General features: G+C 43.5%; 9 protein-coding genes. 1 reads left to right on the top strand and 8 read right to left on the bottom strand.

Annotation, left to right across the window (positions count from 1 at the left end):
* Nucleotides 1-51 precede the first annotated feature (51 nt).
* Entirely contained in the window at nt 52-603 is a 552-nt protein-coding gene (locus AC6CH7_RS02640; RefSeq protein WP_498261212.1) for a hypothetical protein, read from the top strand.
* Between the two features lie 6 nt (nt 604-609).
* On the opposite strand, the gene AC6CH7_RS02635 is transcribed toward AC6CH7_RS02640, so the two are convergent.
* From AC6CH7_RS02635 to AC6CH7_RS02600, 8 genes are read right to left on the bottom strand one after another with little or no spacing between them, the layout of a single operon-like run.
* Nucleotides 610-2,010: a sialate O-acetylesterase gene (locus AC6CH7_RS02635; protein WP_498261211.1), complete on the bottom strand. Its 1,401-nt coding sequence runs from the start codon at nt 2,008-2,010 to the stop codon at nt 610-612.
* Nucleotides 2,011-2,020: 10 nt separating this feature from the next.
* Entirely contained in the window at nt 2,021-3,259 is a 1,239-nt protein-coding gene (locus AC6CH7_RS02630; RefSeq protein ID WP_498261210.1) for an MFS transporter, read from the bottom strand.
* The gene (locus tag AC6CH7_RS02625) at nt 3,256-4,281 is read right to left on the bottom strand and encodes a galactose oxidase (protein WP_498261209.1); all 1,026 of its coding nucleotides are present in this window, start codon (nt 4,279-4,281) and stop codon (nt 3,256-3,258) included. The genes AC6CH7_RS02630 and AC6CH7_RS02625 overlap by 4 nt, the downstream gene beginning before the upstream one ends.
* A gap of 38 nt (nt 4,282-4,319) precedes the next feature.
* Complete coding sequence (locus tag AC6CH7_RS02620; RefSeq protein ID WP_498261208.1) at nt 4,320-5,231, bottom strand: dihydrodipicolinate synthase family protein; 912 nt, start codon at nt 5,229-5,231, stop codon at nt 4,320-4,322.
* A gap of 26 nt (nt 5,232-5,257) precedes the next feature.
* Nucleotides 5,258-6,424, bottom strand: coding sequence for a sialidase family protein (locus tag AC6CH7_RS02615; protein ID WP_498261207.1), 1,167 nt, complete (start codon nt 6,422-6,424; stop codon nt 5,258-5,260).
* Nucleotides 6,425-6,434: 10 nt separating this feature from the next.
* Nucleotides 6,435-7,373, bottom strand: coding sequence for a dihydrodipicolinate synthase family protein (locus AC6CH7_RS02610; protein WP_498261206.1), 939 nt, complete (start codon nt 7,371-7,373; stop codon nt 6,435-6,437).
* 21 nt (nt 7,374-7,394) lie between these two features.
* The gene (locus AC6CH7_RS02605; protein WP_498261205.1) at nt 7,395-8,864 is read right to left on the bottom strand and encodes a RagB/SusD family nutrient uptake outer membrane protein; all 1,470 of its coding nucleotides are present in this window, start codon (nt 8,862-8,864) and stop codon (nt 7,395-7,397) included.
* A gap of 16 nt (nt 8,865-8,880) precedes the next feature.
* Nucleotides 8,881-12,252, bottom strand: coding sequence for a SusC/RagA family TonB-linked outer membrane protein (locus tag AC6CH7_RS02600; protein ID WP_498261204.1), 3,372 nt, complete (start codon nt 12,250-12,252; stop codon nt 8,881-8,883).
* Nucleotide 12,253 lies beyond the last annotated feature (1 nt).

Raw genomic sequence — 12,253 nt, 5'->3', positions numbered from 1 at the left:
TGACATTTATTTGATAATATTCCTTATATTCCGTTATTAAAGGGGGAAATTATGAGATTATTATTCATGTTTACATTTTGCCTGCTGGCAATCACTGCAGTAGGTCAAACCAGTCCGGTATCTGATAAAGTAAATGTTGTTTATGAAAAGGACGTTAAGAAATTCCACACGGAAACCCAACCTAAGTATTTTCTGGATAGTACGCTGATTGGAGCTTGTCTGCCGCTCTTTAGTATGAGCGAAATCAAAGACGTTAAAGTAAACTCAGATAGTAAGTTTGGTGAGGTTTACGTGGCAACCAAAAACCCTGGTTCATTCAGGTTTATGACACTGGAAGAAATCAAGAACAAATATGTTAAATCTCCGGCTTCCGCTACCTTATATATGATAGATAATAACCTGTTAAAAGGCAATATAGCCAATGTTAAAATTGATGAGAATTACATTTTAAACATCAATATTTTGTCTGCAAGTGATTTTGGCTCTTTAAAAGGAGCTGTAAAAGACATCGACATCATCAAGATCACTACTAAAAGTGAAGAAAACCTGGAGAGAGCAGGCCAGGTTTACATCAGAGGCACTGAACTTCAGGCAGGATTATAAGCTGGATTACCAGCTATCTGTCCTGAAGGGTTCAGCAGGTAATCCTTCTACATTATACAGATTTCCTTCGGCTCTGTCTTTAAAGGCATATCTAACAGCTACCGGGCTTTTAACCGATTCACTACATACTACAATAGTTTTGCCTTTAATTAATGCTTCGGCAGGATAAAACACCTTGTCCTCCCCTGCAATCTCGAAAGAAATCAGCTTCTTATCATAAGCGGTCAATCCGTTTGGAATCTCATCAAAGCTCAGAACCGCTTTGTCACCCGCTATTTCTAAAGACTTATAAACCGGTCCTTTGAATACGATTCCCTGTTTACCATAGGTATTGTGGAGTGCCCAGTAGGCCAACCTTTTACTGATAACGGTTTTATCGGGCGGATGGATGGTAGTCATACTGCCCACGTCAACACTAACCACCATTCCGGAGTTCGGTATCAGTTTCATTGCTCTAGATTGCGCTTCATACAATAAGGGGATTTGATCGGCATGGTCCTTATATACATTTGGCGCAATCTGCACATAGTAAAACGGCCATTCTCCGCAGTTCCATAACTGTCGCCACTGCTTAACCATAGCCGCCATTTTTTTATCATACGTAAGCGGGTTCATACGGTTATTCTCTCCCTGATACCATAACGTACCTTTAATGGAATAACCAATAATTGGATTGATCATGGCATTGAACAATACACCAGGATTGTTCTTCTTAATTTTAGCAGTATCGGCCGGAGTTTTAAAATCATTGAACCCCTGCAGGCTGCTTGTAGTCATCCACGCTTCTATATCTGTACCCCCAAATGCCGATTGGATAATCCCTACAGGAACTTTTAGTCTTTTCTGAAGTATCCTTGCAAACTGATAACCAACTGCACTGAACTCTTTAACGGAGGCTGCATCGGCACTTTGCCATTTGGCATCCAATTGTGTTTGCGGGGTTTTAGACATTTTCTTTTCTACCCTGAACAACCTGACGCCCGGCTCATCGGCATCGATTAATATCTCATTGGAATTCAGGATTGGCTGATTGGCATATCCCTTTACCGGCATTTCCATATTTGACTGGCCGGAGCATAACCAAACTTCTCCAATAAAAACATCATCCACTACCAGTTTACTGCCATCGTTAAAAGTAATTTTATAGGGCCCACCGGCTTTAGGAGTGGCTACAGCCAGCCGCCATGTTCCTTCTTTTGTAGTGCTTACGCTATATGTTTTTTGGCTCCAGGAGGTAAGCACCGTTACTTTTGCGCCAGCTTTGGCCGTACCCCACAAGGTAGCATTGCTTTGCTGTTGTAATACCATGCCACTGGAAATGATGGCCGGCAAGGTTACATTTGCTTTGAGGACTGCAGTATTCCATAAAAGCATTACAGATACCAGGATAATAAAATATTTTTTCATAGTAATAAATTTATACATTATTCTTTTTTAGTTTCACTGCAAATAATGACCATGTTGCCAGGAGCATTGCAACTGCTGAAACCTGATAAACAATAGAAAGATCTACCTGAGCATCTTTTAGCGCACCACCTACATACACCATTAAGCCTCCTATAATTGTGCTCAGGAAATTAAGAAAGCCATAACCCGTGGCGATGTATCTTCCATCGGCCACTTGCCGTAATATAGGCATTAAGTTCGCATCATTAAAGCCTCTGGCCAACCCAAAAACCAGCATGGCAATAATGGCGATGCTGAATACATTTGTAGAAGCCATGAGAAACAAGAAAGGTGCGCCAAGTGTAAACCCAATAATGAGCATGTACAAACGGCCTCTGTTATTTTTACGGGTCCACCTATCGGCCAGAATCCCCCCTACAATTACGCCCACAAAGGATCCGATCTGAATATAGCCTGTTGCCGAAATACCGGCTTCGCCAAGATTAAGGTTAAAATGATCTTTAAGAAAGGTTGGCAGCCAGCCATAAACAAGCCAGTTTACGATACCCAGTATGGCAAAATAGAACAACAGGATAAAGAAAGAAGCCTCACTAAAAAGCACTTTTAAAGCTCCTGTAAGGCTAATTTTGGGTGTTTGCTCTGCTTCTCCTTCTGTAGCCTCAGCAGGATCAGGTTTATGATCTTTCAACACATACAAAAGAATCAGGGAATATACAATACCAACAATTCCAAAAACATGGAATCCCGAACGCCAGCCCCACAATTCGGCAATGTATCCACCTAAACCACCAAGTGCCAAGCCTGCATATAAACCACTCATATGCAAACCTGTTGCAAGGGAACGGGTTTTTCCTTTATGATAATCGGTAATTAAAGCAAGTGCAGCAGGGATATAGCAAGCCTCGCTTACGCCCATTAAAAAGCGGGCGGCCAGCATTTCGTGAAATGAGCTGGTAAAGCCGGTCCACAAAGTAACCACCGACCAAACCATTACACTAAAAACGATTACCTTTTTTCTGCTGTACCTATCGGCAAAGTAACCGCCAAAAGGACTTAAAAAGCCATACGACCATAAGAACACAGAGGTAAGCAATCCAAATTGTGCATCAGTTAAATTGAAATCTGTAACAATAGGATCGCGCATCGAGGTAATTAAAATACGGTCCAGATAGTTTAAAAAAGCCACTATCCATAGCATGGCTACAATGATCCACGAGTAGAAGGAAGTGGTTTGTCCGGGATTCTTCATTTGTAAGTTGCGATTAATACTTTAGGGGTTCTCACTGCGGGTCTGATTTCGCCACCGGGAATAATTACATTTCCGTTCCAAACAGTTAAGGTTGTGGTTACAGGCGGCCGGGTAGCAAAGGCCTTTCCGTCAGACGTCCAGGTATTGGTAAGGGTATTATAATTTAGGATTCTGTTTGAAAAGCCAGGGTGTTTTTCTTTTAGCACTGTAGCGCTGGCGGCTAGTTTTCCATCATCGCCACCAAATATTTGTAATGAGGATTGTCCGGAGGCAAAAGCTGGTGTTGGGGCTGCCGCTACCGAAGCCGGAAGGTCTGCTATTTTTTTCCATCCTGTTTCGGGATGGTACTGATAAGCATCTTTTAAATACTCGCGGTTACCATCGATCAGCGCTACCCCGCTGAACAGGTAAAATGTACCGCCTTGCGCACCAGCAACACTAAGCATCCTTGGGGCACCAGGCCAGGTTGGCAATACTTTCCAGCCCTTTTCAATTGCATTAAGATCCAGTGCCCAGAAATTATTTCCGGCAACTTTATCATCTGGTTTCTCAATTCCACCGGCAACATAAATTACACTTCCGACCAGCGCGGCCGAGGTATTTGCAATCGCATGAGGCAGACCTGGCAGATTGACCGTTTCAATTTTCCCGTTCATATAATTTAACCTAAACACGTCTGCGCGGTGACCTTTTTCATTGCTGCCGCCAAGAATAATTAAGGCGTCTTTCCAGTTTATGGAAGCTCCATAGCCTAATGGATAGGGTAATTTACCCGCCTCTTTCCATTTCCCTTTGGGGCTTTCCAGAACAAAAATATGATCGTGCCATGCCTTGGCAGCGCCCGTCCAGGGTGCACCGCCATCAGGGAAATTTGCACCACCGGCAACCAGCAGTGCACCATTGGAAACACCGGCAAAGGAACCTGCGAAACCTATGCGATCAGGAACTGGCGGCAGGTTGCTCCATAATAAGCCAGATCTGGAGACCTGCTGTGCCAGCCCTTTATTTAAGAGTATAGTCATAATCAAAATAAGAATTAGATTAAAGGACCTGTTCATCATCAGGATTGTTTAACGATATCGAAAAATCCGATCTCATCAAGGGAAGTTTTAAATTGCGTTGCCTGTGCATCTGAAAGCGGCTCAAGAGGTAGTCGGCAATCTCCTAAATCCAGTCCTCCCATTTTCATGATGGCCCGTTGTGCAGGAATTGGCGGATACTTTACCAAAGCACGAACCATATTTACCGAATGCAGTTGCATGGCTGCTGCTTCTTGTTGCTTTCCTTCATTATAAAGCTTTATTACTTTCAAATACAGCGGAGCCGCGAAAGTATAAGTACTGCCGATAGCCCCCTTGGCCCCTACTGCAAGTGCAGGAAGCAACATTTCATCGTAACCAAAAAGGATATCAAATTTACCGTTCTTATAATTCAGACAAGCCTGGTATTCATGCAAGGTAGAGGCGGTATACTTAATCCCCGCAAGGTTTGGAATTGCCTTTTCTGCCTGTTCCAAAAAGGTGATCATATCCATACCCACACCGGTAAGGGTTGGGATGCTGTAGTAATAAAATGGTGTATTAGGTGCCGCTGATGCAATCTGCGCCATGCTTTTAACCAGATTATCAACACTTGTTGGTTTAAAATAAAAAGCGGCAACAGAAGAAATGGCATCGGCCCCAATCTGCTCCGCATGAGCCGCAAGCTTGCGGCATTCGTGGATTGAACTGTGCCCTACATGCACCAATACAAGGATACGTTTGGCTGCAGCCTTCACATAAGCTTCGGCAATGGCCATCCGCTCTTCAATTGTAAGGTTTGGTCCTTCGCCATTGGTGCCGCAAATAAAAACGCCAGATAATCCATCAGCTATCATTTTGTCGACTATCGTTGGGATAATGTCTAAATTAATTGTTCCATCTTCACGATAAGCCGCAAAAGTGGCGGCTATTAATCCGGTTATTTTGTTCATATATATTTAAATTGTTTGTTGATTATTTATTTTTCGTTGGGAGTTGTAAGCCATTTGGGGTTAAACCTTTTAAGCACCATGGAATAGTCAAAATCGTTGCTGGTATTGGTTTCATACAGGCAATAAATGGTTCCATCGGGGGTAACAGCCACATCAGAATAACCTGATGAACCTGCATTGACTACCTTCTTTACCGTCCAGGTTTGTCCTTCATCGTAACTGACCCTGGCAGTAAGGTTTTTGCGTGGCGGTTTAGGTATATCTTTGGTATCAGGGTTGATAAAAAGCATTGCCGGTTTTTGTTTGTCCTGCAGCATGATGATGGTAGCCATACATATTGGCTCGTATAATTCTTCGTCAAATACAGGCTTTGTCCACCCGCTGATTCCATCATTGCTATAACTAACCCCTCTGCGGTGTTCATCAGAAGCATTTCTGATGTTTACCATTACACGGCCATCGTTAAGCTCAATTGCCATGGTTTCACTTGGGTTTTTAAACTCCGGAGTGTTACCGGCAATAATGGCTCCGCGTTTCCAGGTCTTACCAAGATCATCGCTGTAAATAGTGGCAATACAAGATGGCGCATGGCTTCTTCTTGGTGTAGTTTTAGCCGGATCGCTTAGCCATACAGGCACCAGCAGTCGGCCATTTTTTAATTGTATGCTATGACCCGGACCTGGTGCCAGTACTTTCCAGTTGTACTCTGGTTTAAAGGCCTCAAATGCATAGGTAATGTCAACTGCGGGGCTCCATGTTTTGCCATCATCGGTAGAACGGGTATAGTAAGCAGTAGCATAATCGCGCTGATACAGCAGGTGAATGGTACCCTCGCGATCTACAATTGGTGTAGGATTACTTGTTGGCTGTCCGCTTTTCCTTGCGGCAATAACTACATTATTTTCCCAGGTGCGGCCTCCGTCTGTGCTTCGGCGCATCAGCAGATCCATATCTGCCCAATCACTGGCTGTGCCTATCCTTCCTTCACAAAAAGCAAGCAGTGTTCCTTTTTTGGTTGCCACCAATGCAGGTATCCGCATGGAGGCGTATTCCCCTGCGGGCGAAAAGACTACCGTACTATCAAGCAATGCCCGATCGGCAGATGGTTTTCTTATTTTACATCCATTGCCGATCATTAGCAATAGCAAGCTGGTACAAATTAGGATAAAGCAGTTTCTTAGTGTTTTTTGCATTGGGAAAATATTAAACTTGGTTAGTAAAAACTTCTGGTAAAAGTTCAGCACATTTTTCTCTTACCGGCAGTACCTCTGCCTCTGGGATCCATTTATAGGGCCAGCGCAAGCGGGTACTTATGGGTGTCCAGCCACCTACAGCTGCCATAAATTTATCTACAGCCTGGTTGGAGTATCCTTTATCTCTAATATAAGGAACAATACAGTCATCCATAAATTTCTGGATTCGAGATTGCAGTTCAAAAGGATCTCCGGTGTGATCGGCAATGTTGTTATACCAGCGCTGCGCAAGCCCCGGATTTAAACAAGCTACATTGGAATAAGCACCGTGGGCCCCGTTTGCAATTCCCGTGGCCAAATGATGACCTGGGATGAACACCGAAAACGGGATGCTTATTGCATTCATTTCCTTGTACCACTGCTCATCGCCACCTGCCACTTTACATCCCGCCAGAGGGATACCGGCATGGAGTATTTCTGCAAATTCTTTAGGCAGGAGTTTTCTTTTGGCATGCGGAGGGTTGTATAAAATCAGCTTTATGGGATCGGCCACGGCACACATCACCTTTAAAAAGTCACTGATCTCTTCCATGGAAGGCACAAACCAATCGGGCAGAATGATCTGTATGGCAGAAGGCTGCAACGCTGTAGTACGCTTAATCCTTTCCAATGATATTTTAGGGCTCATATGTGAGCAGCCAATTTGAAATGGCATACCTACAGCATTACATTTTGTTGCCAGGATGCCATTTACTTTATCAAATTCCTGCTCGGTCTGGTTATAGAACTCACCTGCGGTACCATTAGAATAGATTCCATTTACTTCACTTGCAATCAATACATCGATTTCACTTTCCAGCTGCTGGTAATTGATGCTGTCATCATTGTTGATTGGAAGCAGCAAAGTTGCCCAATTGCCATAAATTTCATCTGCCTTTAGTGGAGTCATTTTATTCTGAATTGCGATAAATTAATATCCGTCTGTTTGTTTAATGTTAGGATTGTTTGCAAATACCGTAGTATTTAGCGGCCAGAACAATGGCGTAGTTTTACCAGCCAGATTTGGAACATAGGTGTATACATCAATAGTTCCGCCTTTATGAAAACGGACAAGATCGTACCAGCGCTTGTTCTCAAAAAACAGTTCACGACCACGTTCATCAAGGATCTCGCGTTCCACATCTCCTTTAACCGTAGATGCAGTATAGTTTCCGGTATTGGCCCTTTGTCTTACTTTGTTCAGGTATTCAATTGCCAGTGGTATGTTATTTAATCCGGCGTAAGCTTCTGCCTTCATCAGAAAGATATCCGATAAACGATAGATGATCAAATCATTATCAGACACACGGCCATCGGCATAGATGTTTCCGGAATATTTAGTAATCCATGAAATTTTCGGACCGCTGGCCTGCAGCTCCGTAATCCAGGTATGAGGTATCCTTTTATCATCAGGATTGGTAAATAAGGCCTTTGACTTTGGACTGATCTGGTATGCCCCCTGTCCGTTTGATGAGGTCTGTGCATAAGGAATCTGATCCAGGTTCAATGCGCCATCAATCCCTGTTAAATTAGGAAGTGCGTTTAATCCGTAGTTACTACCAGCCTCATCCCGTTGAAAATAAGCTGCTAGTGCCACTTCAGGATTGGCAGTTGCCCTTACCCCGGTTACGTTTTTATAATCCTGGTTTAGAGTTAATCCCGATGCTTCCACTTCAGTAATCGCGGCGGCGGCGGCAGTAAGATCGGCATCGCCACCACCAAGCACTTTTGCATTCCATAAGTAGGCATCTGCCTTTAGTGCCATTGCTGAACCGTAAGCAAAGCGGTATTTAGACGGATAAGCCGTTTTAGAAAATCCGCTCATAGCCGTAAAATTCTGGATGGCCAGATCAAGATCTGATTGGATCTGTTTCAAAACATCCACGGCCTTTGACCTGGGCAGCAAAGGCACATTTTCATCTTCAACTGCGGTCAGCATTAAAGGCGCATCACCAATGATACGGGTAAGGTTGAAATAAAAATAAGCCCTTAAGGAATAGGTTTCTGCAAGGATCCTTTTCTTCGTATCCGGATTGGTGGCAAAAGGAAATTCTTCGATCTTTTTTAGCAATAAGTTGCAATGCCCGATGGCTTTGTACCAGTCGTTGTAGTTGATTGCACCTGAAGAGGGCGTGATGATCTGAGTCCACGATACGCCAAACCTGGCATTAAGGCCGGCTACAAGTTCTTCGCTGCGCTCGGTACCGTACACGATATTATTGGCGAACAAACGCATATAGGTATAAATACCGGTAACATTGGGTTCAAAATCATTCTCGCTATTAAAGAACATGTCATCGGTGATGCTTGACTGAGGATCTACTTCGAGCAGCTTTTTACAGCCAGGAGATGTGGCTGATAGAGACACGATGGCTATTATAATTAATGTAATCTTTTTCATCTGTTTAAATTTTATTTTAGAATTTCAATGTGGCCCCTAATAAAAATTGTCTTGGTCTTGGATAACCACCCGGATCAAAGCCGGTATATACTTCGGGGTTCAGCCCTTCGTATTTGGTTAAATAGCCAACATTATATACCGTAGCGAAAATATTAAGCCCCGAGGCTTTTATTTTTTCCAGTACTTTTTTGGGAACATCATATGAAATGGAGATCTCCCTGAAGGCCAGAAAATCGCCTTTAGAATACATAGCAGATACATCTGAATTGTAACTGTTGTTATTTCCAAGCGGCGCGTTACGTAAGTAATTGCGCTGTCCGAAATCATAATCTGCAAAAGAGAAACGGGCATATTTTTTACCCACATCACCTTGTTTCTGCCAGATATCCCCTCCGATAGCGATAGACGGTGCACCTTCATTAAAGGCCCTGCCCTGGCCCAGTGAACGGGCTAAAGCGCCATTACTGATCAGGTGGCCCATGGCATAATCCACCGTAAATCTTAAGGAGATGTTTTTATAACTAAAGGTATTTTGCATACCACCCATTTTATTAGGGTTTCTATACCCCATAAAAACCTGGTCTTTTGAATCGATCACCCCATCGCCATTCACATCATCAAAAATATAATCGCCACCACGTTTCCCTACTGTTATCCCTTGCGGAGAAGCAAGGTTATCTTTTACTTTGGCATTCCATGCTTTGGCCGCTTCATCTGTAGCAAATACACCTGTTACCCGGTATGCATAAATTGGGTAAGGGCGCTCACCTTCTGCAAAACCTCCTGCTTCTACCAGTGAATTTGAAGCCGGGTCAAAGATCATATCACCACTCTGTCTATTCTTGGCGCGACCGTTATCAGGCAGTTTAGTAATCAAAGCCTGGTTGTATGCAAAAGAAAAATTAGCGTCCCATTTAAAATCATTTCCTTTAATGATGGCTGCACCAAGTTCAATTTCCACACCTCGGTTGCGCAGCTCGCCATTGTTAAATGCGATGGATTCAAAAGGGGATTCCGACGGCAAAGGTTTAGAAGCCAGCCTGTCCTTGGTTCTTTTGTTATAATAATCTACAGTCAGGTTAATGCGGCTGTTTAAGAAAGAGGCATCAAACGCCAGGTCAGTCGTTTCGGTTGATTCCCAGCGCAGGTTATAGTTTGCCAGGTTGGCCCTTAAAATACCGGCGCTTTGCCCGTAATTAGCCGTTCTGTTATTCAGAACTGAAGCATAACCCCCATAAGTATCGGTAATGCTCAGGTCGCTAAGCCCTGCAGCACCCCAGCTTGCTCGTAGTTTTAAGGCATTTATAGCTTTTACGTTCCAGAAATCTTCTTTATGAACATTCCATCCGATGGAAGCTGAAGGAAAAAATGCGTATTTGTTTTCAATGGCAAAATTCGAAAAACCATCGTAACGGAGTGAACCGCTGAACAGGTATTTAGCTTTGTAATCATAGTTTACCTGCGTAAATGCACTGGCAGATCTGGATTCGCCAATGGTGGTTGCAAAGTTGGTAACATTGCTCATGACCACTCCATTAATTACGGTCGTGGGTGGCTCGTTTATGGTATAGATATAATCGTTATTCCCTCTCTGAGAACCTAAGCTGGCCACGTGATCTGTGTTCCTGATAAAGTTAACACCACCAAGGGCCGTAAAATTATGCACATCCTTTATGCTGAAATCGTATTGCAAAACCTGATCGATCATCAGCTGCCTTACGTTTTTAGTATAGTCGCTTTTCTGACGCTGCGTGGAGGGCTGAACCTCATCGGCAGGTGTTCCCTTTCTCATGAACATCTCTTTATAATCATCTATCAGATAGGAGAAGGAAGGCTTAAAATGCAATCCTTTGATAATGGTAAGGTCTCCGGCAACTCTGGACACCAACCTTTCACTTGAGGTACGGGTATCGTCATACATCAACGTATGAAAGCGGTTACGAACGGTATACAACTCGCCGGGCATTGGGTTTCCATCGTCTTTGAAAGTACGGATCAAGGGCGTAATACGTGTACCCCTTACCAGCTCGTTTTGAAAACCATCCACATAATTAGGCATTACGTTCTGATAGTTTAACATCACATCGATGCGGAAATTATCTGCAGCTTTGAACCCAAAATTTCCAAGTCCGTCGTAACGTTTGTATTTGGTTCCTACAAAGGTTCCTGCCTGATTGGTATAGCCCATCGACAGGTTAAAGTCCGATTTTTCACCGCCCCCACTGATAGACAGGTTTTCGTTACTGCTCAAACCAGTGTTCCAAAGCATATCCTGATAATTGTTATCCGCATACAATAGTTTTGTACCCGGGTTAATGGGATCTTCCATAACTTTCCAGCCTTTGGACAACAGGTTATCTACGTAAGATTGTCCTTCTAGAGATACGATATTATCATATAAGGCAGTAAGGTTGATGTTTTTACCGTACTGGCCTTTTTGCGTGTAAACACGAGTACCTGCAGAGAAACCACCATTGTTTAAAAGGTTATTTTTATCCAGCGCATCCGCAGTATTTTTAACTGTAGTACGCGCTAAACTAAGGTATTGTTCGGCATTAAGGTAATCGTAATCCCGGGCCTGTGTTTCCCATGTTGTTCTGTGATTTAGCGTAATGGTCATTTTGCTATTTGCTTTGCCCCCTTTTGTTTTGATCACAATAACCCCATTTGCACCCCTTGCACCGTATATTGCTGTGGAAGCTGCATCCTTCATTACCTGCAGGGATTCGATATTATCGGGATTCACATCATTCATAGACCTGAAAACCCCATCAACGATCACAAGGGGAGCACTGCTGTCGGAATTGAACGTTGAACTGCCACCGTTGTTACCCAAGCCAGATCCATAAGCATTCGGTTTGGTCCCCCCCCTGATGATGATGTTTGTCGCACCTACCCCCGGCTGTCCGGTGGTAACCGGCACTGAAACACCTGCAATTTTACCCTGCAAGGCCTGTACGGGATTGGGACTGGCGATGTTTTTAAGCTCATCGGCACCAAGCTTTGAAATGGCAGCTGTGGTTTTGGTTCTCGACTGCTGTGTATACCCTACAATCAAAACTTCTTCCATAGCAGTTACATCAGATTCCAGCACTACATCAATTTGTTTTTGCCCGTTCACAGGCACCTCCTTAGCTTTAAAGCCAAGGTAAGTGAACACCAAAACCCCTTGATTTGATGGTATTTTAATGGTGTATTTACCATCTACATCGGTAGATATTCCGATCGTACTACCCTTAAGTTTTACACTAACACCCGGTAATGTTTCCCCTGCTGCACCCGAAGTAACCTTTCCCGAAATCTGCAGTTCGCGTGTCTGGCCAAAGAGGTTTGTGGTTGCGAAAAAGCAACAGAGAACGGATAGAAAAATAAAAATCCTTTTCTTCATA

The organism is Pedobacter sp. GQ55, assembly GCF_059758925.1.
This window is presented reverse-complemented; position numbering and strand designations above follow the sequence as displayed.

Bases quoted from the DNA above. Each gene is read 5' to 3' on its own strand.
- AC6CH7_RS02610 (WP_498261206.1), bottom strand. From the start codon at position 7,373: ATGACTCCACTAAAGGCAGATGAAATTTATGGCAATTGGGCAACTTTG.
- AC6CH7_RS02640 (WP_498261212.1), top strand. From the start codon at position 52: ATGAGATTATTATTCATGTTTACATTTTGCCTGCTGGCAATCACTGCA.
- AC6CH7_RS02615 (WP_498261207.1), bottom strand. From the start codon at position 6,424: ATGCAAAAAACACTAAGAAACTGCTTTATCCTAATTTGTACCAGCTTG.
- AC6CH7_RS02605 (WP_498261205.1), bottom strand. From the start codon at position 8,864: ATGAAAAAGATTACATTAATTATAATAGCCATCGTGTCTCTATCAGCC.
- AC6CH7_RS02620 (WP_498261208.1), bottom strand. From the start codon at position 5,231: ATGAACAAAATAACCGGATTAATAGCCGCCACTTTTGCGGCTTATCGT.
- AC6CH7_RS02635 (WP_498261211.1), bottom strand. From the start codon at position 2,010: ATGAAAAAATATTTTATTATCCTGGTATCTGTAATGCTTTTATGGAAT.
- AC6CH7_RS02600 (WP_498261204.1), bottom strand. From the start codon at position 12,252: ATGAAGAAAAGGATTTTTATTTTTCTATCCGTTCTCTGTTGCTTTTTC.
- AC6CH7_RS02625 (WP_498261209.1), bottom strand. From the start codon at position 4,281: ATGACTATACTCTTAAATAAAGGGCTGGCACAGCAGGTCTCCAGATCT.
- AC6CH7_RS02630 (WP_498261210.1), bottom strand. From the start codon at position 3,259: ATGAAGAATCCCGGACAAACCACTTCCTTCTACTCGTGGATCATTGTA.